Consider the following 21579-nt stretch of genomic DNA (forward strand, 5'->3'; position numbering starts at 1 on the left):
TCCTGAATTATTTGATCATGGGCAGATTGAGGCCGTTGCGCTTGGCGCAGGCGATGGCCGTCTCGTAACCCGCATCGGCATGGCGCATCACGCCCGAGCCGCAATCGTTGACCAGCACCCGGCCCAGGCGGCGCGCGGCGGCGTCCGTGCCGTCGGCCACGATCACCACGCCAGAATGCTGCGAGTATCCCATGCCCACGCCGCCGCCGTGGTGCAGCGAAACCCAGGTGGCGCCGCCGGCCGTGTTGAGCAGCGCGTTCAGCAGCGGCCAGTCCGACACGGCGTCCGTGCCGTCCTTCATGCTCTCCGTTTCGCGGTTCGGGCTGGCCACGGAACCCGTGTCCAGGTGGTCGCGGCCGATCACGATGGGCGCCTTCAGTTCGCCGTTGCGCACCATCTCGTTGAAGGCCAGGCCGGCGATGTGGCGCTCGCCCAGGCCCAGCCAGCAGATGCGCGCCGGCAGGCCCTGGAAGGCGATGCGCTCGCGCGCCATGTCCAGCCAGCGGTGCACCTGCGCGTGGTGCGGGAACAGCTCCTTGATCTTGGCGTCCGTCTTGTAGATATCCTCCGGGTCGCCCGACAGCGCCACCCAGCGGAACGGCCCACGGCCTTCGCAGAACTGTGGCCGGATGTAGGCCGGCACGAAGCCGGGCAAGTCGAACGCGTTCTGCACGCCCTGGTCGAACGCCACCTGGCGGATGTTGTTGCCGTAGTCGACCACTTTCGCACCCAGCGTCTGGAATTCAAGCATGGCCTGCACATGGGCGGCGCACGAATCGGCGGCGGCGGCCTTCAGGCGCGCGTGGCGCTCCGGGTCCTGCTGCGCGCTCTTCCAGTCGGCCACGCTCCAGCCGCGCGGCAGGTAGCCGTTGATCAGGTCGTGGGCGGAGGTCTGGTCCGTCACCAGGTCGGGAATCAGGCCGCCGTCCTTGGCGCGGCGCACCAGTTCCGGCAGCACTTCGGCCGCGTTGCCCAGCAGGCCGATCGAGATCGCGTCGCCGCGCGCCGTGTGGTGCTTGACCAGCTCCAGCGCCTCGTCGATGGTGGCGGCCTGCTTGTCCAGATAGCGGGTGCGCAGGCGGAAGTCGATGCTGCTCTGCTGGCACTCCACGTTCAGCGACACGGCGCCGGCCATGGTGGCGGCCAGCGGCTGCGCGCCACCCATGCCGCCCAGGCCCGCCGTCAGGATCCAGCGGCCCTTCATGTCGCCGCCGAAGTGCTGGCGGCCCGCCTCCGCGAACGTCTCGTAGGTGCCCTGCACGATGCCCTGGGTGCCGATGTAGATCCAGCTGCCGGCCGTCATCTGGCCGTACATGAACAAGCCCTTGCGGTCCAGTTCATTGAAGTGTTCCCAGTTGGCCCATTTGGGCACCAGGTTGGAATTGGCGATCAGCACGCGCGGCGCGTCCTCGTGGGTCTGGAACACGCCGACCGGCTTGCCGGACTGGATCAGCAGGGTCTGGTTGTCCTCCAGTTCGCGCAGCGAGGCCAGGATCTGGTCGTAGCAGGCCCAGTTGCGGGCCGCGCGGCCGATGCCGCCGTATACCACCAGGTGCTTGGGATTCTCCGCCACCTCCTTGTCCAGGTTGTTCTGGATCATGCGGTAGGCCGCCTCGGCGCCCCAGCTCTTGCAGGTGCGCTCGGGGCCGCGCGGGGCGCGGATGTCACGGCTGGCGTCGTAGCGGGGATCGTTGTCCAGGGCGGTGGTCGGGGTGGTCATGGTGTCTCCTCAAGTTGATGGGGGGCGGCCGGACGCGATACGGCACGCGCAGCCTGCTGCATCCTTGAAGGATAAGTTGTCTATACAACTAAGTCAACCAAATTCAAGCGAATTTTTGGCCCTGCGCTGGCCCGCGCAGGGCCGCCCCAAAATGCAAAACGCCGCACGCCCCGGAGGGAACGTGCGGCGTCTGGTGAGGTGGCGGTGGGTTAGAACAGGCCCTGCAAGGAAACGGACAGCAGCTTGGAGTCGCCGAAGAACGGATACGAATAATGCGACTTGTCCTTGCTGACGTCGTACTGGACCTTGAACGCCATGTTCTTGCGGAAGTCCCAGCGCAGCGACAGGTACTGGGTGTTGCGCGCCTCGATCGGTTCGGTCACCGTCGTGTAGCGCGAGAAGGTGTACATGGGCGTCCACTCGCCGTACTGGTAGCCGACCCCGATCAGCGCGTATTTGTAGACGTTGTTGATGCCCTTGGCGTCGTCCACCTGCTCGTAGCGGTCCAGCTCCGACTTGACCAGCCAGTCCTTGTAGTCCATGTTGGCCGAGATGCCCATGATGCGCGTGCCCTGCGCATCGACCAGCGTGGTGCGGCCGCCGCCGGGCGCGTCCTGCCAGGTGGTGTCCTTGTAGTGCATCAGCATGGCGCGCACGTCGAACACGCCGTTGTTGGCCGACACGTAGCCGCCTATCATGTCCTTCCACGATTCGTGGGTGGGCGTGGTGTAGTAAATCAGCGTGTCGTAGGCGTCGTTGTGCTGGGTGTAGCCGCCGCCCCACACGTGGAAGGTGCCGGCCCAGTCGCTGGCACCCAGCTGCGTGCGGTAGGTGACGTTGGCGCCCTGGTAGGAGTAGATCGGCCAGCCATACACGTCCGGCGCCGGCCGCACCCACGGGTAGGCGTAGCCGATGTACAGGTAGTCGCTGTAGTAGTAGAGCGGGATGCGGAACTGGCCGGCCTGCAGCGTCCACGCGGAATCGGCCGACGGCTGCCACGTCACATAAGCCCAGTCCAGCGTGGGGCGCGAGCCGCGGTTGGGATTGTTGGCCCGCACCAGCATTTGGGCCGTGGCCGACAGCGTGGGCGAGAATTCCTTCTTCAGCTGGAAGCCCACCAGCGATTCGCGGTCGAACTGCCAGCCTTCGCTTTTCTCGTAGACGGACGCGTATTCCCAGCCCTGCACCGTGCACGGGCACTTCCACTGCTGGTAGGTCCACGGCGCGCTGCTGCCCTGGGCCGAGCCGCTCAGCACCTTGGCACCGGTCAGGTTGTAAAAGCCGGTCAGTTTCAGCGAACCATCGTCGCTGAGGTCGATGGCGGCGGCGCTGCCGGATGCCAGCAACGCTATCGCCCAAGCCATGATATTTTTTTTCATCGAGCTATCTCCAGTTCAGGACAGGGCGTTCAAGGTACGGTGGCGATGACCTTCACGGTATCATCGACGGCCGCTTTTTCGATGTAGCCGATGGCGTTCACGTTCTCGGCCACCGCCTTCTTCACTTCGGCGCTGGATTTGTATTCCTTGGGCGGCTTGCCCTTGGCCGTGAACACGATCTTGGACCAGATGGCTTCCACCTGGGCCGGCGTCTTCTCCAGCACTTTCTTGGTGAATTCGGCCCGGATCGGCGAGCCTTCGGCCTGCTCGACGGGGGTGAACAACACCGACCCGCCCAGGAAGAACTGGGCCGCCTGCGAGGGGAACATACGGGTGGCAGGGTTTTGCGGGTTGACGATGATGACCAGCTCCGCCCGCGCCGGCGCCGCCATGGCCGCCAGCAGCAGCGCCGCGGCCGCCCACTGTGTCTGTGCTTTCATCTAGCCTCCTGTTGTCGTGGCAACAGCCTGCAAAGTACAGCCCGCGGCGTGTTGTGCCTGCATGCCGGGACGAATTCAGTCTAACTTCATCCTGTTTCATCAAGCGAGTGGTTTTTGGTGAGAATTGACTTTTGAACTGCAAGGTGTTTCGCCAACGCAACAGCGCCTGCGGCCCGCGTGGCGCCAGCCGGGGCCGCCGATACGGGTACAATGTCGCCTTCGCCGACCACCGCACACCATAGTGAACAGCCGACTCCTCTACCTGCGCCTGCTGCGCCAGTTCCGTCCCTACGCCTGGATCGCCGTCGCCACGTTGACGGCCGTGGGCGTGGCCTCGGCCACCGACGTGCTGCTGATCCGCCAGTTGCAGAACGTGGTGGACGCGCTGGCCCCGGCCAGCAGCCTGACGCGCAGCGCCGGCCCGGCCACCGGCCTGCTGGGCGCCATGCAGGAACTGCTGGGGGTGCTGCTGCCGCACGACCCCACGCGCGCGGCGCTGTGGACCATCCCCGCCATCATCGTCAGCCTGGCCGTGGTGCGCATGCTGGCCAGCTTCGCCGGCGAATACGGCGCCGCCTGGCTGTCGAGCCGGGTGCAGGCCAATCTGCGCGAAACCATGTTCGCCCGCATCCTGCGCCTGCCCAACCGCTATTTCGACGGCACCTCCACCGGCACCACGCTGTCGCGCGTGGCGTTCGACGCCGCCCAGGTGGCGCAGGCCGGCCTGAACGTGATCAACGTGGCCGTGCGCGATTCGGTGGCCACGGTCGGCTACCTGATTTCACTGTTCAGCATCGACTGGCAACTGGCCGTGTTCTGCCTCGGCCTGCTGCCGCTGGTGGCGCTGATCGTCACCTTCGCCGGACGCCGCATGCGCCACCTGAGCCAGAGCGCCCAGCACGCGATGGGCGAACTGACCAATGTACTCGACGAGAGCATCAGTGGCCAGCGCGTGGTGAAGATCTTCGGCGGCCAGCAGTATGAACAGCGCCGCTTCGACCGCGTGGTCAAGCTCAATCGCCAGCTGGCCGTCAAGCACGCGTCCACCGCCGCCATGAACTCGGCCGCCATCATGCTGCTGGTGGGGATCACCTTGTCGTCCGTGATCTACTTCGCGCTGCTGCGGGCGCAGGCCGGCGCACTGTCGCCGGGCGCCTTCGTCGCCTTCATGGGATCGCTGATGGCCATGCAGTCGCCGATCAAGAACCTCACCAAGATCAACGAACCGATGCAGCGCGGCCTGGCCGCCGCCGAATCCGTCTTCAGCCTGATCGACACGGCGTCCGAACCCGATCGCGGCGAGCGCGCCATCGAACGGGCGGCCGGCCGGCTGGCGCTGGAACAGGTCAGCTTCCACTACCGCCCGGACGACGCCGAAGCGCGTCCCGCGCTCGATGGCGTGTCGCTCGACATCGCCGCCGGCGAGACAGTGGCCCTGGTAGGCAGTTCGGGCAGCGGCAAGACCACGCTGGCCGGCCTGCTGCCGCGCTTCTACGATGTGAGCGGCGGCCGCATCACGCTCGACGGCGTGGACTTGCGCGACTACCGCCTCGACGCGCTGCGCCAGCAGATCGCGCTGGTGAGCCAGGACGTGGTGCTGTTCAACGACTCGCTGGCGGCCAACATCGCCTATGGCGATCCGTCGCCCTCGCGCGAGCGCATCGAAGCGGCCGCGCGCGCGGCGCACGCGCACGAGTTCATCATGCGCCAGCCGCAGGGCTACCAGACGTCGGTGGGCGAGAACGGCTTGCGGTTGTCGGGCGGCCAGCGCCAGCGCCTCGCCATCGCCCGCGCGCTGTACAAGGACGCGCCCATCCTGATCCTGGACGAAGCGACCAGCGCGCTGGACACGGAATCGGAACGTCTGGTGCAAGCCGCGCTGGACGTGCTGATGCGGGGCCGCACCACGGTCGTCATCGCGCACCGGCTGTCGACCATCGAGAACGCCGACCGCATCGTCGTGATGGACGCCGGCCGCATCGCGGAAATGGGCAGCCACGAGGCGCTGCTGGCCCAGGGCGGGCTGTATGCGCGGCTGTACCAGACCCAGAAAAGCGTGCAGACGGCGTCATAACCGCCCAAAACCGAAAACCGGGGTCAGGTCATGCGATGAGGCAATCAAGCAGCTTGCTTGATTGCCTCATCGCATGACCTGACCCCGGTTTTTTTTGCGTTTCAGGCGGCGTCGTGAAAGATCAGTCCCAGCGTGTGGCGCAAGCCTGAGCGCAGCCGGCTCACGCCATGCCGCATCCCTGCCCGGTACACGCCGCGCGCGCCCTGGGCCGGACGCTCGGCCACGGGGAAGATCACCATGTCGCCGCGCTTCAGCGGCACCACTTCCACCCGCGATTGCTGGCGCGGCCGCTGTTCCGTCAGCACGAACTCGCCACCGTCGAAATCCACACCCGGTTGCGACAGCAACACGGCCGCCTGCAGCGGGAACACCTGCTCGCCGTACAAATCCTGGTGCAGGCAGTTGTAGTCGCCGGGACGGTAACGCAGCAACAGCGGCGTGGGCCGCTGCTGGCCGGCCGCGTGGCAGCGCGCCAGGAATTCCGCGTGGTCAGCCGGGAAGCGCGTCTCCACGCCCAGCAGGCCATGCCAGCGGTTGGCGATGGCGGCCAGCGGCCCATACAGGGCCTGCCGCAGCGCCGCCACCGTGGACGGCAACGGATAGCGGAAGTACTGGTACTCGCCACTGCCAAAGCCATGCTGCGCCATCACGATGCGGCTGCGGAACAACTCGCCCTGCTCGTACTGGGCCGCCATGGCCGCGCATTCCTCGGCCGTCAACATGCCGGGCACAATGGCGTAGCCGTTCATGTCCAGTTCCTCGCCGATGGCTTGCCAGTCCAGCCCCGCCACGTGGGTGGCGATGCCGACGGCCGCGCCAATCGCGCGCCGCGCGGCGGCCTGGCGCGCCGTCTGTTCAGCGGCAAGCGCCTGCGCGGCACCATCCGCATCGAGCGCACCCGCCGCACCGCCTGTACTGGCCAAGCCGGCCGGCGCGACCGCCAGCCCCGGCGCAGTCTTGCGCGGCTGGCGCGGCGGCAGGCCGGCGCCGAAATCAAGTTCACCGTTCTTCACTGAGCGCCTCCTCCTGTTCCATCTCCCCGCATTGCGCGCCCTCCCGCTCCAGCAGGGCCGCCTTGCGCTCCACGCCCCAGCGGTAGCCGGACAGCGCGCCATCATTGCGCACCACGCGGTGGCAAGGCACGGCCACGGCCAGCGCATTGGCCGCGCACGCGCCAGCCACAGCGCGCGCCCCGTTCGGCAAGCCCACCCGTTCGGCCAGCTCCGTGTAGCTGACGGTGCTGCCAGCGGGGATCGCGCGCAGCGCCTGCCACACGCGCTGCTGGAACGCGGTGCCGCGCACGTCCAGCGGCAAGTCCAGGCCGATGCCGGGCGCCTCCACCAGCGCCACCACGCGCGCCACCACCTGCTCGTATTCGGGCTCGGCGCCCAGCAGCTCGGCCTTGGGGAAGCGGTCCTGCAGGTCGCGCGCCAGCGCGTCCGGGTCGTCGCCCATCAGGATGGCGCAGATGCCGCGTTCCGTGCTGGCCACCAGGATCGCCCCCAGCGAACAGGCCCCGATCGCGAAACGGATCGCGGCCCCGCTGCCGCCGGCCCGGAACGCGCGCGGCGTCATGCCCAGCACGGCGGGCGACTGGGCGTAGAAACGGCCACTGGAATTGAAACCGGCCGCGTAGATGGCCTGCGTCACGGACGGCGCGGCGGCCAGCCCGTCCTGCAAGCGGCGCGCCCGTTCGGCCGCCGCGTAAGCCTTGGGCGTGACGCCCGTGTGGGCCTTGAACAGCCGGTGGAAGTGGAACCGGCTCACGCCCACGGCGGCGGCCAGCGTATCGAGGTCGGGCTCGGAATCGGCCGCCGCGATCAGGCGGCAGGCCCGGGCCACCATGGCGCGCTGGCGCTCGGCCAGCGGCGGCTGGTCCGGCTTGCAGCGCAAGCAGGGCCGGAAGCCGGCCAGTTCGGCCGCCTCGCGGCTGTCGTGGAAGGCAACGTTGCGGCGTAGGGCCGGGCGCGCGCCGCACGAGGGGCGACAATACACGCCCGTGCTGCGCACCGAATAATAGAACACGCCATCGGCGTTGGCGTCGCGCTGTTGTACTGCCTCCCAGCGTTGTGCGTCGCTGGCGTAAGGGGTCTGGCTCATGGCCTGCTCCGTTGGATGATGTTGGATGATGCCATGTTAGGCGCCGCCGCGCAGCCCCGCACTCCGGCGCTTGCTTTTGAATCGCGATCTGTCCCTCCTGCATGTCCAAATGCTAAAATGACGAACGAGCCGTCCACCCCAGGCCGGCCTACGGAGAAGCCGTTTGGACCAGTCAGCCCCGCAAGAAAACACCCCGATTTTCCAGCGCATCAAGGATTACCTGCTGGCCCAGATCGCCGCCGGCACATGGAAGGAAGGCGACGTGATCCCGTCCGAGCAGGCGCTCACGCGCCAGTTCGGCGTCTCGCGCATGACCGTCAACCGCGCCGTGCGCGAACTGACGGCCGAACAGGTGCTCACCCGCCGCCAGGGCGCCGGCACCTACGTGGCGCAGCAGAAGTACCAGGCCACCCTGCTGGAGATCAAGAGCATCGCCGACGAAGTGCGCGCGCGCGGCCACGTGCACCGCTCCAACCTGCGCCTGCTGGAACGGGGCAAGGCCGGCGAGCTGCTGGCCAAGCAGTTCGACCTCCCGCCCGGCCACCCGCTGTTCCACTCCGTGATCGTGCACTTCGAGAACGGTGTGCCGATCCAGGTCGAGGACCGCTGGGTCAATCCGCTGTGCGCGCCGGACTACATGGAGCAGGATTTCAGCCACCTCACCCCCAACGAATACCTGATGGCGGCCGCGCCACTGCAAGGGGCCACCTACAGCATCGAGGCGCTGGCGCCGCCGCGCGAGATCGCGGAAATGCTGGCCATCGACACCCGCCAGCCCTGCCTGGTGCTGAAACGGCAAACCCACTCGGCCGGCATGGTGGCGTCGCTGGCGACCATGTGGCATCCGGGCCACCGCTACCAGTTCGCCGGCAGCTTCGCGTAATAAAATTTCACAAATGGCCGCGATATGAAATTTTCTTTCATCGCGGCCAGCCCCGCCGCCGCCCGCCAAACAGGCCATCGCGCCTAGCACTTTTTCGCCCACACATTCTCACCATTTGTCACCAGAACGCCTGTCACAACGGGCGAATTTGCGCCAAAGCACAGTGCGCTGGCATGGGCGTTCCGTATCGCAAAAGTTAACACTGCGGGCAAATTTTCGATGCTATAGTTGACCGGAATAAAAGCCGGCGCCGGCGCGCGCCCGCTTGCCGCATGAAAGGGAAACCCTTGTCGCACGACCGTCCAGCGCCCCACCGCACACCGCACCGGCGCCGTCCGCCGCGCTGGCTGATGGCCGGGATGCTGTTGTTCGCGGCCGCGCTGCCGGCGCGGGGCGCGGAGAAGGTGGTGGTGCAGCTCAAGTGGCAACACCAGTTCCAGTTCGCCGGCTACTACGCGGCCCAGGCCCAGGGCTATTACCGCGCGGCCGGACTCGATGTCACGCTGCAGGAAGCGCGCCCCGGCGAAGACCCCGTGCAGCAAGTGGTGGACGGCCGTGCCCAATATGGCACCGGCGACAGCACGCTGCTGCTGGACCGGGCCCGGGGCCAGCCGGTGGTGGTGCTGGCCGCCATCTTCCAGCATTCGGCGGCCGCCCTGCTGGTGCGCCGCGACGCCGGCGGCAAGCGCGTGCCATGGGCCGGCAGCCGCATCATGCTGGCCCCCGGCAGCGAGGAACTGACGGCCTACCTGCGCCGCGAACAAATACCGCTCGACCGCATGACGGTGCTGCCCTACCAGCACGATGACGACGTGCTGCTGGAAAACCGGGTCGACGTGCTGTCCATCTATTCGACCGACGCACCCTATCTGCTCAGCCGGGGCGACGCCAGCTACGAATTGCTGTCGCCGCGCGCGGCCGGCATGGACTTCTACGGCGACAACCTGTACACCACCGAGAGCGAGCTGCGCGAGCACCCGGCCCGCGCGCGCGCCATGCGCGAGGCGACCCTGCGCGGCTGGCAGTACGCGATGGCGCACCAGGGCGAGCTGGCCGACCTGATCCGCGCCCGCTACCCGGAACGCCATAGCCGCGAACACCTGATGTACGAGGCCCAGCATATCGCCCCGCTGCTGGAACAAGGCTTGATCGAACTAGGCTACAGCAACCCGCAGCGCTGGCGCGCCATCGCCGCCCTGTTCGCGGCCCAAGGCATGCTGCCGGCCGGCTTCGTGCCGGACGGCCTGCTGTACCGGCCGCCGCCGGCCCACGTCGACCTGCCCTACGGCGCGCTGGCCGCCGGCGCCGCCCTGCTGGCGTTGCTGGTGCTGGCGGCGGGCGCCCTGTGGCGCGTGCGCGCTTTGCAGGCGGCGCTGCGCCAGAGCGAGCAGCGGCTGGGCGGCGCCCAGCGCCTGGCCACCCTGGCGCTGGAAGGCTCGGGCGAAGGCATGTGGAACTGGCTGCCGCTGGAGGACAAGCTGGAACCGTCGGCCCGCTACTGCGCGCTGCTCGGCTACGAGCCCGGCGAATTCCAGCCCGCGCCGGGCGCCTGGCTGGCCCACGTGCACCCGGACGACCAGGCCCGCGTGCGCGCCGCGATCGCCGCTTTCCTGGACGATGCCGCGCCCCAGCCGCAGCGCTTCATCTGCGAATGCCGGATGCGCTGCCGCGACGGCAGCTGGAAGTGGCTGCAGGCGCGCGGCGCCGTACTCGAACGCGACGCCAACGGCCGCGCCGTGCGCGCGGCCGGCACCCTGGCCGACATCAGCGAGCACATGGCGGCCGAACACGCGCGCGTGTGCGCCATCCTCGAAGCGACCCCGCACGCCATGCTGATCGCCGACCGTAGCGGGCAGGTGCGCTACGCCAACCAGGCCTGCGCCCGCGTGTTCGGCTACGACGGCAGCGCCATGCAAGGCCGCTCGATGGACCAGCTGGTGCCCGAGGCCATGCGCAGCAACGGCCACGTGCGCGAACTGTTCTCGCGGCCGCAGTTGCCGGGCCGGGTGCTGATGGCCTGCCGCGCCGACGGCAGCCGCTTCCCCGCCATGCTGCACCTGTCGCCGATCGCCCTGTCGGGCCAGGACTTGTCGGTGGTGGCGCTGCGCGACATGACCAAGCGCCAGCGCGCCGAGGAGGCGCTCCATTCGAGCACGGAACGCTACCGGCTGATCGTGCAGACGGCCGCCGAGGGCATCTGGATGTGCGACGCGCGCGACCAGACCAACTTCGTCAACCCCACCATGGCCCGCATGCTGGGCTACGACGTCGAGCACATGCTGGGCCGCCCGATGACGGACTTCATGGACGCGCCCAGCGCCGCGCGCCTGCAGCAGCACCTGCGCCAGCGCGCCTCGGGCCAGCCGGAGCAGGGCGACGTGTGCCTGTACCGGCGCGACCGCAGCATGCTGTGGTGTTTGCTGTCGACCACCGTCATCTACGCCGAGGATGGCAGCTACGGCGGCACGCTGGCCATGCTGACCGACATCACGGAACGGCGCGCGGCCGAGGCGGCGCTGCGCGATTCGAGCCAGCGCCAGGCCTCCATCTTCAACGCCGTCACCAACGGCCTGGTGGTGCTGAACGGGGCCGGCCGCCTGGTCGACAGCAACGCGGCCGCGGCCCGCATGCTGGAACACGGCGCGCCCGGCCTGTGGGACGCGCTGCGCGACGATGGCACGGCCTACGATCCCGACAGCCATCCGCTGCAACGGGCGCTGGCCACCGGCCAGCCCGTGCGCGAAGCCGTGATGGGTTTGCACCTGCCCGGCGGCGCCGTGCGCTGGCTGTCGGTGAACGCGGAACCGGTCATCGACCAGCAGGGCGCGGTGTCGCTGGTGGTGGCCAGCCTGACCGACATCGGCGAGCGCAAGGCGGCCGAGGACGCGCTGCGGCGCAGCGAGCAGCGGCTGCAGGAGATTATCCAGATGATGCCCACCGGCCTGTTCATCAAACATCCGGACGGCCGCTTCCTGCTGATGAACCACGCCTGCGAGCAGCAACTGGGCTTCGCCTACACCGACCTGCCCGACGGCGACGACAGCGTGATGCACACGCCCGAGCAACTGGCCGCCTTCCGCCAGCGCGACCGCGAAGCGTTCGCCGGCGGGGTGCTGATCGACTACGAACAAACCATCTGGCACCGCGTGCTGGACCAGCAGCGCCACCTGCGCGTGCTGAAGAAACCCGTGTTCGACGAGGATGGCCGGCCGGCCTACCTGATCTGCATGTCGCTCGACATCACCGACAGCAAGCGCGCCGAGCAGGCGCTGCGCGAACTGAACGAGCACCTGGAGGAGCGCGTGGCCCAGCGCACCGAACAACTGGACCAGGCCAAGCGCCTGGCCGAGGAAGCCAGCCAGGCCAAGGGCCAGTTCCTGGCCAACATGAGCCACGAGATCCGCACCCCGATGAACGGCGTGATCGGCATGGCCTACCTGGCCCTGAAGACGGAGCTGGACCCGCGCCAGCGCGACTACCTGGAAAAGATCCGCTTCGCCGGCGAGCACCTGCTGGGCATCATCGACGACATCCTCGACATCTCCAAGATTGAGGCGGGCCGGCTCGACATCGAGCAGACCGACTTCGCGCTCGACCACGTGATCCAGACCCTGACCACGGTGCTGGCGCCGAAGGCGGCCAGCCGCGAGCTGACGCTGGCCTTCGACCTCGACCCGGCCCTGCCGCCCGTGCTGCGCGGCGACCCGCTGCGGCTGGGCCAGATCCTGATCAACTACACCAGCAACGCCATCAAGTTCAGCGAGCAGGGCGAAATCGCGATCCGGGTGCGGCAGCTGGCCGCCGACGCCCACAGCTGTCTGCTGCGCTTCGACGTGCGCGACCACGGCATCGGCCTGTCGGCCGGCGAGATGGACAAGCTGTTCCAGTCGTTCCAGCAGGCCGACGCCTCGACCACGCGGGCCTATGGCGGCACGGGACTGGGGCTGGCCATCTGCAAACAACTGGCCCAGCTCATGGGCGGTGAAGTGGGCGTGGAAAGCGCGCCGGGCCAGGGTAGCACGTTCTGGTTCACGGCCCGCCTCGGCATCTCGGGCGCCACCGTGCCGGCCATCATCCACCAGGTCAGCGACGCGGCGGCCGAGCTGGTGGCGTCGGCCCGCACCGCCACCGTGATGCAATCGCTCAAGGACGCCCGCATCCTGCTGGTGGAGGACAACAGCTTCAACCAGCAGATCGCGCTCGAAATGCTGGAGGACGTCGGTTCCTCCGTGTGCCTGGCCAACAACGGCGCCGAGGCGCTGGAGCTGCTGCGCCAGGCCGCCTTCGACTGCGTGCTGATGGACGTGCAGATGCCGCTGATGGACGGCCTGGAGGCGACCCGCCGCATCCGCGCCGACCCGCGCCTGGCCGACACCCGCGTGCTGGCCATGACGGCCACCGCCACCAGCGAGGACCGCGAGCGCTGCATCGACGCCGGCATGGACGACTTCATCAGCAAGCCTATCCAGCCCGACCTGATGTACCAGACCATCGCCAGCTGGCTGCCCGAGCGCAGCGCGCCGCTGCCGCCCGCGCCGCGCGGCGCGCCCGCGTTCCGCGCCACGCTAGGCGGCGACCCGGCCGTGATTGACCTGTCCATCCTGGCCCGCCTGCTCGGCTACGACCCGCACAAGGTGCGCAAGTTCGCCTTCAAGTTCCTGCAAACGACCGGGGATGGCTTGCGCCAGATGGAGGCGGCGCTGGCGCGCGGCGAGCTGCAGCCGGTGCGCGAGCTGGGCCACCGCATCAAGTCCGCGGCCCGCACCGTGGGCGCGCTGGGCATGGCCGAACTGTGTCTGCAACTGGAGCACCTGGCCGGCGACGCCACGGCCGAGGCCACGGCGCGCGCGCTGCTGGCCCAACTGTGGCCGCTGCTCGACCAGGTGACGGAACAGATCATGACCAACACCACTTTCGCCGACGAGCGCTGACCATGACCCCGTCCCTGCCCCCGTCCACCCCGACCGCCGCGCCACGCGCGCTGCGGGTGCTGCTGCTGGACGACGACGAATTCACGCTGGACCTGCTGGCCGACATGGTGGCCAGCCTGGGCCCGCACGCGGTACGCCGCGAAACGAGCAGCCTGCGCGCGCTGGAACTGCTGCGCGCCGACGCCCCGGACCTGCTGATCTGCGACCTGGGCCTGCCGGAGCTGGATGGCATCGAACTGCTGCGGGTGGTGGCCGAACATGGTTACGACGGCGCCGTGGTGCTGCTGTCCGGGCTCGACGTGGGCGTGCTGCAGGCGGCCGAGCGGCTGGCCCAGGCCCACGGCCTGGCCTTGCTGGGCGCCTGCGCCAAGCCACTGGCGCGCGAGCGGCTGGCCGGCTTGCTGGCGCAGGCGGCGGCCCGGCCCCGGCGTGCCGGCGCCGGCAGCGGACCGGGGCGGGCGCCATGAACGCCGTGCCGCACCAGGCCACCGTCGCCAGCGCGCCGTGCGTGCTGGTGGTGGACGACGACGCGTTCCAGCGCGCCATGCTGGCCGACATGCTGGAAGAGCTGGGCGTGGCCACCGTGTTGCAAGCCGGCGACGGCGCGGCCGGCGCGGCCGCGCTCGACGGCCCGGCGCCGCAGCCGGCCGTGGTGGTGGCCGACCTGTGCATGCCGGGCCAGGATGGCTTCCAGCTGCTCGAAGCGCTGGCCGCGCGCCGCTACGGCGGCGGCCTGATCCTGCTGTCGGGGCAGCAGGAATCGGTGTTGCAGGCGGCCAGCGCGCTGGCCCGCTTCCACCAGTTGCATTTGCTGGGCGCGCTGGCCAAACCGCTGCGGCTGGAGGCGCTGCGCACGGCCCTGGACCAGCTGGCTTGACAGGTCATTCAACTATTTCAGGCAATCCGCCCCCTTTCCTGAAAAATGGGTTATTATTTCAGCCATCCCCGCCTGCCGACCTTTCTTGCCACCCCTTCCGCAGATTGAATTCCAGCAGACCGCCACCACGTGCCCCCTGTAGTCCCGGCAGCGTCGATGGTCAGGAAAGGCTGAGCCATAGGCGACCACTAATCCCAATTTGACCCTCTGACTGAGGAAAACATGAGCGAAAATATCAAACACATCAGCGATGCCTCCTTCGACACCGACGTACTGAAATCGGACCGCCCCGTGCTGGTCGACTTCTGGGCTGAATGGTGCGGTCCTTGCAAGAGCATCGCCCCGATCCTGGAAGAAGTGGCCAAGGAATATGACGGCAAGCTGGTGATCGCCAAGATGGACGTGGACGCCAACCAGGCCGTGCCGGCCAAGTTCGGCATCCGCGGCATCCCCACCCTGATCCTGTTCAAGAACGGCGTGGCGGCAGCCCAGAAAGTGGGCGCCATGGCAAAAGGCCAACTGACCTCTTTCATCGACAGCAATATCTAAGTATCATGCCCACCGGCGGCGCCGCGTTCGCGACGCCGCCGCGACTGGCAGGACGCCCGATGGCGGCGCCCATGTGATTAACCCCACGCAATCCCCTCCCCCACCCTTTACTTTCCCGTCACGGGACACTCAACACTTATGCATCTATCTGAATTGAAGGCCTTACACGTCTCGGCTTTGCTGGAGATGGCGATCGGCCTGGATATCGACAACGCGGCCCGGCTGCGCAAACAGGAACTGATGTTCGCGATCCTGAAAAAGCGCGCCAAGTCCGGCGAACAGATCTTCGGCGACGGCGCGCTGGAAGTGCTGCCCGACGGCTTCGGCTTCCTGCGCTCGCCCGACGCCAGCTACATGGCCTCGACCGACGATATCTACATCTCCCCGTCGCAGATCCGCCGTTTCAATCTGCACACGGGCGATTCGATCGAAGGCGAAGTGCGCACGCCCAAGGATGGCGAACGTTATTTCGCGCTGGTCAAGGTAGACAAGGTGAACGGCGAATCGCCGGAAGCGTCGAAACACCGCATATTGTTTGAGAACCTGACGCCGCTGCACCCGAACGAGCCGCTGCGCCTGGAACGGGAAATGAACGGCCAGGAAAACATCACCGGCCGCATCGTCGACCTGATCTCGCCGATCGGCAAGGGCCAGCGCGGCCTGCTGGTGGCCTCGCCGAAATCGGGTAAATCCGTGATGCTGCAGCACATTGCGCACGCCATCACGGCCAACCACCCGGACGTGACGCTGATCGTGCTGCTGATCGATGAACGCCCCGAGGAAGTGACGGAGATGCAACGCTCGGTGCGCGGCGAAGTGGTCGCCTCCACCTTCGACGAACCGGCCACGCGCCACGTACAGGTGGCCGAAATGGTGCTGGAAAAAGCCAAGCGCCTGGTGGAAATGAAGAAGGACGTGGTGATCCTGCTGGACTCGATCACCCGCCTGGCGCGCGCCTACAACACCGTGATCCCGGCCTCGGGCAAAGTGCTGACCGGCGGTGTGGACGCCAACGCCCTGCAGCGCCCCAAGCGCTTCTTCGGCGCGGCCCGCAACATCGAGGAAGGCGGCTCGCTGACCATCATCGCCACCGCCCTGATCGAAACCGGTTCGCGCATGGATGACGTGATCTACGAGGAATTCAAGGGCACCGGCAACATGGAGGTGCACCTGGAGCGCCGCCTGGCCGAGAAACGCGTGTACCCGGCCATCAACCTGAACAAGTCCGGCACCCGCCGCGAGGAACTGCTGATCAAGCCGGACCAGCTGCAGAAGATCTGGATCCTGCGCAAGCTGCTGTACTCGATGGACGAGATCGAAGCGATGGAGTTCATCCTCGACAAGATGAAGGCGACCAAGACCAACGCCGAATTCTTCGACATGATGCGAAGGGGCGGCTAAGCCAGCCTGACCATGGGAGGCCAAGCGCCTCCCATTTTTTTGCCCGCTTGCCCGCCCGCCAGAACAACTGTATAATCTTCGGTTGCATTAATTCAACCATTGGCAAGTGAGCGGCAATCGGGTCAAGAAGCAGGTGGACCGACGAAGTGCTGTTTGGCTACCTAACCATACCGAGGCAATAAATGAAAGCTGACATCCATCCAGATTACCGCGAAGTTGTGTTCCACGACCTGTCGTGCGACTTCAAGTTCGTGACCCGTTCGACCATCCAGACCCGCGAAACGATCACCCACGAAGGTAAAGAATACCCTCTGGTCAAGATCGAGGTGTCGGCTGAATCGCACCCGTTCTACACCGGCAAGCACAAGATCGTCGACACCGCTGGCCGCGTCGAGAAATTCCGTCAGAAGTTCGGTTCCGTCGGTTCCAAAACTTCCGTCGCCGCCGGTTAATTCCGCCGCGACCACAAGAAAGGCAGCTACGGCTGCCTTTTTTTGTTTTGCGCGCCGTCGCCGATCCGGTTTTCCTGCATACTCCCGTCTACCTTTTATTTCGCACCGTCACTGATGAAGCCAGTCCGCCTTCCCGCCGCCGCCACCCTCGCGTTGCCACGCTGGGCCCTGTTCGCGCTGGGCTTGCTGTACATCCTGCCCGGCCTGATCGGCCGCGAACCATGGAAGAACGACGACGCGGCCAGTTTCGGCGTGATGTGGACCATGGCCCAGGGCGGCTGGCAGGACTGGCTGTGGCCCAACATCGCCGGCCTGTCCATGCCCGACGAGGGGCCGCTGGCGTTCTGGCTGGGCGCCATCGGCATCAAGCTGTTCGGCTGGCTGCTCGGTGACGTGCTGGGCGCGCGCGTGGCCACCATGGCCGTGTTCCTGCTGGGCGTCGGTTCGCTGTGGTACGCCACCTTCAGCCTGGGCCGCCGCCAGGACGCCCAGCCGCTGCGGCTGGCCTTCGGCGGCCAGCCCGAACCGAAGGATTTCGGCCGCACCCTGGCCGACGCGGCCATGCTGATCTACCTCGGCTGCCTCGGACTGTTGCTGCACAGCCACGAAACCACGTCCGAGGCGCTGCAAGTGTCGCTGGTGGCGCTGCTGCTGTACCGCGCCGTGCGCTACATGGAGCTGCCGTCGCTGCGCAACGCGGCCATGACGGGCCTGGCGCTGGGCCTGCTCACCCTCAACCGGGGCTGGATGACGCCGGCCTTCCTCACGCTGGCCCTGTTCCTGTGCACGCGTTTCCTGGAGCTGCCGGCCGCACGCAGCCTGCGCGACCTGCTGCTGGCCGTGGCCGTGGCCGCCGCCATCGCCGCCGCCTGGGTGCTGCCGGCCCAGTGGCTGCAACCGTACGGCGCCAGCCCCGTGCCGGGCTGGATGGCGTGGAACGTGGTCCAGCTGGCCCTGCCCACCGTGCACTCGCTCAAATTCTTCTTCCGCGTCGGCCTGTGGTTCTTCTGGCCGGCCTGGCCGTTCGCCGGCTGGGCCGTGTACGCATGGCGCCGCCAGCGCCACGTGCTGCACATCGTGGTGCCCGTCACCTTCGTCTCCATGGGCGCGCTCCTGGCCCTGTTCCACCCCAATCCCGAGCAAGGCCAGCTGCTGGTGCTGCTGCCGGCCCTGTCCATCATGGCCGCCTTCGGCCTGCTGACCATGAAACGGGGCGCCATCAACGCCATCGACTGGTTCTCCGTGATGGTGCTGACCCTGTGCGCGGCCATCATCTGGATCTTCTGGTGCGCCAAGCTGACCGGCTGGCCGGCCCAGGCCGCCAAGAACGCGCTCAAGCTGGTGCCCGGCTTCAAGCCCGAACTGGGGCTGGCCGCCTTCCTGGTGGCCGCCGCCGCCAGCTGCGGCTGGATCGCCCTCGTGCACTGGCGCATCTCGCGCCAGCCGGCCGTGCTGTGGCGGGCCGTGGTGCTGTCGTCCGGCGGCCTGATCCTGATCTGGATTTTGCTGATGACGCTGTTCCTGCCCGACATGAATTACAGCAAGAGCTACGCCGGCGTGGCGCGCCAGATCGCCGACAAGCTGCCGCCCGGCGTCGATTGCATCGAAACCAATGTCGGCCCGGCCCAGCGCGCCTCGTTCGCCTACTACGCCCACCTGCCGTTCACGGGCATGGCGGGCGGGCGCTGCCAGCTGTTGTTGCTGCAAGACAGTATCCGCGTGCGCGACGACAAGGAAATCGCACCGCAACACCGGGGCAAGCAATGGCAGTTGCTGTGGGAAGGCCGGCGTCCGGCCGACCGCGAGGAACGTTTCCGCCTGTACCGCCGGGCCGATTGACGCCAAGCAAGGCTTGCAGCGCGACAAGACCCATCCCTTGCTGCTATGCTAGGTGCACAGACCGGGCGTTCCCCGCCCGGCGCACCAGCAATCCACCATGCCCACCCGATTTCTCCGCCCGGCGGCGGGGCTGGCCGCCGCGCTGCTGCTCGCCGGCCCGGCCCGTTGCGACGACACACTGACCCTGCTGACGGAACACGCGCCACCGGCCAGCATGCTGGAGCATGGCCAGGTGACGGGACGGGAAACGGACAAGATCCGCGCCCTCATGGCCCGCACCGGCACGCCCTACCGGCTCGACGTGCTGCCCTGGAAGCGGGCCTACCACATGGCCCAGACCCAGCCGGCCACCTGCGTCTATTCCACCTCGCGCACGCCGGAACGGGAAGCGCTGTTCAAATGGGTGGGCCCGACCATGCAGGCCGACTGGGTGTTCTATGGCCGGCTCGACCATCAATTTCCCTTGCACACGCTGGAGGACGCGCGCCCGCTGCGCATCGGCACCTACAATGGCGACGCCCGCGATGAATTCCTGCGCAGCCGCGGCTTCCAGGTGGACGCCACCACCAACGACCTGGCCAACCCGCAGAAGCTGCTGCTCAACCGCATCGATTTATGGGCCGTCGGCTTGCGCCCCGGCAGTCCCGGCCCCGAGCAGCCGGCCTGGAAAGGCGTGATCGGCCCCTTGCTCGTCTTCCACCAAGTACAGATCTACCTGGCCTGCAACCGGGCCGTGCCGGACCAACTGGTGGACCGGCTCAACGCGGCGCTGGCCGAACTGCGGCGCGACGGCACCCTGGGCAAGATAGAACGGCGCTACGCCCACTGGCAACCGGCGCAGAGCGGCAACGGCGCAGTAACGGCGCGGTGAGCGCGGCCAGCCGTCAGCGGGCCGCCATGTAGACCCGTCCCGGCTCGATACGCGCATGCTGCGCAAATGGCATGCGCTCAAGGTGACTGACGGCGATGGTGTCGCCCCCATCGCGGAACACGAACAGGGTGCCATCCCCGGAGGTGAACACGCCGGCCGCCAGCGGGAAGATTTCCACCTTCGCCTCATTGCGCACCTGGGTGAAATAGCGATGCCGGTGCTGTTCGAACGTCAGCACCAGCCCCGTTTCCAGCAGATATGGCTGGGCATAGGCGCCGAATTCTTGGGGCGCCAGTTTGTACGGCGCGCTGGCCGCGACATTCTTGCTGATCCTGACCTGGACGCTGTCGTCGGCCGCAGCCGGCGCCTGTTGTTGCGCGACGGCGGGGCTGGCCAATAGCACGCAGGCCAGGGCGCCGATCATCGTTTTCGCGTACATGATTTCGCCTCCGAACAATGCCGCCCGACACCTCCGGGCATGCCGCGCGCGGGCGCGGCGCATATTTCATGGTAGCAGCCGGCGACGCTTTTCCTAGCCGGAATTGACTGCCCCGCAGGCCAGCGCGCGGACGGTCCGCGAGATAATCGGCCGGCAGGGTTGCCCTGCTGTTGCAAATAAGTGATAATGCGTGTCGCGTTGCCTCGGTGGTGAAATTGGTAGACGCAGCGGACTCAAAATCCGCCGCCGCAAGGCGTGCCGGTTCGATTCCGGCCCGAGGCACCATTACTTTGGATCAAATCATGTCGCAACTACTCAAAACCCGCATGTCTATTAGGCAGGGCGGGTTTTTTGTTGTCTTGTGGCGTCTCATCACATCTCATCCCAACGCACTGATTTGTCGGTATCCCTGTCGGTATCACAGATCACTTCGGACGACATACCGTCATTTCGACTGGTATGGCGCATTGTTCCGAGGAACAAGCAATAAGGATGAGATTCATGGCATTAACCGATACCTTCGTTCGCCAAGTCAAACCAACCAAATCTAGCAGCGAGAAGTACGCAGATGGGCAAGGTATGTACTTGCTTGTCAATTCGGCTGGCAAATACTGGCGCCTTGACTATCGCTTCAACGGGAAACGCAAGACCGCAGCTCTGGGGATTTATCCGGATGTCAGTTTGGCAAAAGCGCGGCAACGGCGTCAAGAGGCCCGTGAGCTGCTGGCCGACGGGATCGATCCGTCTGCAGCGAAGCGCATCGCCAAGGAAGAACGTCTCCTGCTGGAGAGGCAAACCTTTGAAACCATCGCGCACGAATGGCTGGAAAAAACCAAAGCGCAGCGCGCCGAAGCGACCCAGATCAAGGTGGTCGGTTGGCTGACCAGAAACGTGTTCCCAGAGATCGGCAGCATGCCCATCTCCGACATCAAGCCCCGCGACGTGCTGCACGCAGTCCAGCGCTTAGAGGCGCGGGGCGCGATTGAGTCTGCGCACCGTGTAAAGCAGTTATGCGGCCAGGTATTCCGCTACGCTGTGGCGGTGGGGCTGGCAGAACGCGACGTGACTGCGGACCTGCGGGGCGCGCTGGCAGCGATCCCAGAAAACCATTTCGCGGCAATTACCGAGCCGCGCGAAGCCACAAAACTGATGCAGGCGATCCACGGCTATAACGGCCATCCTTACGCTACTGCGGCGCTCAAATTGTCACCTCTGTTCTTTGTCCGCCCCGGTGAACTGCGTAGTGCTGAATGGTCCGAGATCGACTTCGACGCTGCCGAATGGCGAATTCCTGGCGCCAAAATGAAGATGAAGCGCGATCACGTCGTGCCGCTCGCCACCCAAGCCATTGACATCTTGCGCGCCCTGCATCCGATGACCGGCCACGGCAAGTATGTTTTCCCCAGCATCCGCACGGGGGAGCGCTGTATGAGCGAGAACACCATCAACGCCGCCTTGCGCAACCTCGGGTACTCGAAGGAAGAAATGACCGCACACTGTTCGTTTGCTCGCAGAATTGACCCACTCCGATTGACCCACCTTCCACTGCCTGGCAAACGCTGCCACACGGTCGTATGACCCCTCATAGCCCAGCTCCTTAAGTTCCAAGTGGAGCTGCTTCAAA

General features: G+C 66.9%; 17 protein-coding genes and 1 tRNA gene. 12 read left to right on the top strand and 6 right to left on the bottom strand.

The features are described 5' to 3' along the window. Nucleotides 1-7 precede the first annotated feature (7 nt). The 3 genes from hutU to H3H37_RS21445 all read right to left on the bottom strand — a co-directional run bounded on the left by hutU (nt 8) and on the right by H3H37_RS21445 (nt 3539). Nucleotides 8-1720: a urocanate hydratase gene (hutU, locus tag H3H37_RS21435; protein WP_182166321.1), complete on the bottom strand. Its 1713-nt coding sequence runs from the start codon at nt 1718-1720 to the stop codon at nt 8-10. Nucleotides 1721-1929: 209 nt separating this feature from the next. Beyond that, nucleotides 1930-3084 carry a hypothetical protein gene (locus H3H37_RS21440; protein ID WP_229218950.1) on the bottom strand — a complete coding sequence of 385 codons (1155 nt, stop codon included), beginning with the start codon at nt 3082-3084 and terminating at the stop codon, nt 1930-1932. Nucleotides 3085-3128: 44 nt separating this feature from the next. Then, nucleotides 3129-3539 (bottom strand): type 2 periplasmic-binding domain-containing protein, encoded by a 411-nt coding sequence (locus H3H37_RS21445; RefSeq protein WP_229218951.1) that lies wholly within the window; start codon nt 3537-3539, stop codon nt 3129-3131. Nucleotides 3540-3780: 241 nt separating this feature from the next. Here H3H37_RS21445 and msbA point away from each other — a divergent pair, with 241 nt between their 5' ends. Further along, nucleotides 3781-5613 carry a lipid A export permease/ATP-binding protein MsbA gene (msbA, locus tag H3H37_RS21450; RefSeq protein ID WP_182166325.1) on the top strand — a complete coding sequence of 611 codons (1833 nt, stop codon included), beginning with the start codon at nt 3781-3783 and terminating at the stop codon, nt 5611-5613. Between the two features lie 101 nt (nt 5614-5714). Here the strand turns inward: msbA and H3H37_RS21455 are convergent, their stop codons facing one another. Together H3H37_RS21455 and ada are read right to left on the bottom strand one after the other, a co-directional pair. Beyond that, nucleotides 5715-6434 carry a 2OG-Fe(II) oxygenase gene (locus H3H37_RS21455; RefSeq protein WP_311197573.1) on the bottom strand — a complete coding sequence of 240 codons (720 nt, stop codon included), beginning with the start codon at nt 6432-6434 and terminating at the stop codon, nt 5715-5717. 178 nt (nt 6435-6612) lie between these two features. Further along, nucleotides 6613-7713, bottom strand: a complete 1101-nt coding sequence (gene ada / locus H3H37_RS21460; protein ID WP_182166328.1) for a bifunctional DNA-binding transcriptional regulator/O6-methylguanine-DNA methyltransferase Ada — start codon at nt 7711-7713, stop codon at nt 6613-6615. Nucleotides 7714-7876: 163 nt separating this feature from the next. On the opposite strand from ada, the gene hutC reads away from it, so the two are divergent. From hutC to H3H37_RS21505, 9 genes are all read left to right on the top strand, one after another. After that, on the top strand, nt 7877-8596 hold the full coding sequence (gene hutC / locus H3H37_RS21465) for a histidine utilization transcriptional repressor HutC (protein WP_182166330.1): 720 nt from the start codon (nt 7877-7879) through the stop codon (nt 8594-8596). 272 nt (nt 8597-8868) lie between these two features. Continuing rightward, a complete protein-coding gene (locus H3H37_RS21470; RefSeq protein ID WP_182166332.1) occupies nt 8869-13527 on the top strand; it encodes a PAS domain S-box protein in 4659 nt (1552 codons plus the stop codon). Nucleotides 13528-13529: 2 nt separating this feature from the next. Beyond that, nucleotides 13530-13994 carry a response regulator gene (locus tag H3H37_RS21475; protein WP_229218952.1) on the top strand — a complete coding sequence of 155 codons (465 nt, stop codon included), beginning with the start codon at nt 13530-13532 and terminating at the stop codon, nt 13992-13994. Next, the gene (locus tag H3H37_RS21480; protein WP_182166334.1) at nt 13991-14404 is read left to right on the top strand and encodes a response regulator; all 414 of its coding nucleotides are present in this window, start codon (nt 13991-13993) and stop codon (nt 14402-14404) included. Before H3H37_RS21475 ends, H3H37_RS21480 begins: the two co-directional genes overlap by 4 nt. Before the next feature lie 222 nt (nt 14405-14626). Then, a complete protein-coding gene (gene trxA / locus H3H37_RS21485) occupies nt 14627-14953 on the top strand; it encodes a thioredoxin TrxA (RefSeq protein WP_182166336.1) in 327 nt (108 codons plus the stop codon). 138 nt (nt 14954-15091) lie between these two features. Next, entirely contained in the window at nt 15092-16354 is a 1263-nt protein-coding gene (rho, locus tag H3H37_RS21490) for a transcription termination factor Rho (protein WP_182154088.1), read from the top strand. A gap of 182 nt (nt 16355-16536) precedes the next feature. Further along, nucleotides 16537-16806, top strand: coding sequence for a type B 50S ribosomal protein L31 (locus H3H37_RS21495; RefSeq protein WP_182166338.1), 270 nt, complete (start codon nt 16537-16539; stop codon nt 16804-16806). A 114-nt stretch (nt 16807-16920) separates the two neighbouring features. Further along, nucleotides 16921-18645, top strand: a complete 1725-nt coding sequence (locus H3H37_RS21500; protein ID WP_182166340.1) for an ArnT family glycosyltransferase — start codon at nt 16921-16923, stop codon at nt 18643-18645. Nucleotides 18646-18742: 97 nt separating this feature from the next. Continuing rightward, nucleotides 18743-19516, top strand: coding sequence for a substrate-binding periplasmic protein (locus H3H37_RS21505; protein ID WP_182166342.1), 774 nt, complete (start codon nt 18743-18745; stop codon nt 19514-19516). A 13-nt stretch (nt 19517-19529) separates the two neighbouring features. Here the strand turns inward: H3H37_RS21505 and H3H37_RS21510 are convergent, their stop codons facing one another. Beyond that, complete coding sequence (locus H3H37_RS21510) at nt 19530-19955, bottom strand: hypothetical protein (RefSeq protein WP_182166344.1); 426 nt, start codon at nt 19953-19955, stop codon at nt 19530-19532. A gap of 200 nt (nt 19956-20155) precedes the next feature. Here H3H37_RS21510 and H3H37_RS21515 point away from each other — a divergent pair. Together H3H37_RS21515 and H3H37_RS21520 are read left to right on the top strand one after the other, a co-directional pair. Next, a tRNA-Leu gene (locus H3H37_RS21515) sits at nt 20156-20240 on the top strand. Between the two features lie 216 nt (nt 20241-20456). After that, a complete protein-coding gene (locus H3H37_RS21520; RefSeq protein WP_182166346.1) occupies nt 20457-21533 on the top strand; it encodes a tyrosine-type recombinase/integrase in 1077 nt (358 codons plus the stop codon). The last annotated feature ends 46 nt before the right edge of the window (nt 21534-21579 follow it).

Source organism: Rugamonas brunnea, from assembly GCF_014042345.1.
Classification (GTDB): Bacteria; Pseudomonadota; Gammaproteobacteria; order Burkholderiales; family Burkholderiaceae_D; genus Rugamonas; species Rugamonas brunnea.

Coding starts and splice junctions, on each gene's coding strand:
- hutU (WP_182166321.1), bottom strand. CDS start 1,720: ATGACCACCCCGACCACCGCCCTGGACAACGATCCCCGCTACGACGCC.
- H3H37_RS21440 (WP_229218950.1), bottom strand. CDS start 3,084: ATGGCTTGGGCGATAGCGTTGCTGGCATCCGGCAGCGCCGCCGCCATC.
- H3H37_RS21445 (WP_229218951.1), bottom strand. CDS start 3,539: ATGAAAGCACAGACACAGTGGGCGGCCGCGGCGCTGCTGCTGGCGGCC.
- ada (WP_182166328.1), bottom strand. CDS start 7,713: ATGAGCCAGACCCCTTACGCCAGCGACGCACAACGCTGGGAGGCAGTA.
- H3H37_RS21470 (WP_182166332.1), top strand. CDS start 8,869: ATGAAAGGGAAACCCTTGTCGCACGACCGTCCAGCGCCCCACCGCACA.
- H3H37_RS21475 (WP_229218952.1), top strand. CDS start 13,530: ATGACCCCGTCCCTGCCCCCGTCCACCCCGACCGCCGCGCCACGCGCG.
- H3H37_RS21480 (WP_182166334.1), top strand. CDS start 13,991: ATGAACGCCGTGCCGCACCAGGCCACCGTCGCCAGCGCGCCGTGCGTG.
- trxA (WP_182166336.1), top strand. CDS start 14,627: ATGAGCGAAAATATCAAACACATCAGCGATGCCTCCTTCGACACCGAC.
- rho (WP_182154088.1), top strand. CDS start 15,092: ATGCATCTATCTGAATTGAAGGCCTTACACGTCTCGGCTTTGCTGGAG.
- H3H37_RS21495 (WP_182166338.1), top strand. CDS start 16,537: ATGAAAGCTGACATCCATCCAGATTACCGCGAAGTTGTGTTCCACGAC.
- H3H37_RS21500 (WP_182166340.1), top strand. CDS start 16,921: ATGAAGCCAGTCCGCCTTCCCGCCGCCGCCACCCTCGCGTTGCCACGC.
- H3H37_RS21505 (WP_182166342.1), top strand. CDS start 18,743: ATGCCCACCCGATTTCTCCGCCCGGCGGCGGGGCTGGCCGCCGCGCTG.
- H3H37_RS21510 (WP_182166344.1), bottom strand. CDS start 19,955: ATGTACGCGAAAACGATGATCGGCGCCCTGGCCTGCGTGCTATTGGCC.
- H3H37_RS21520 (WP_182166346.1), top strand. CDS start 20,457: ATGGCATTAACCGATACCTTCGTTCGCCAAGTCAAACCAACCAAATCT.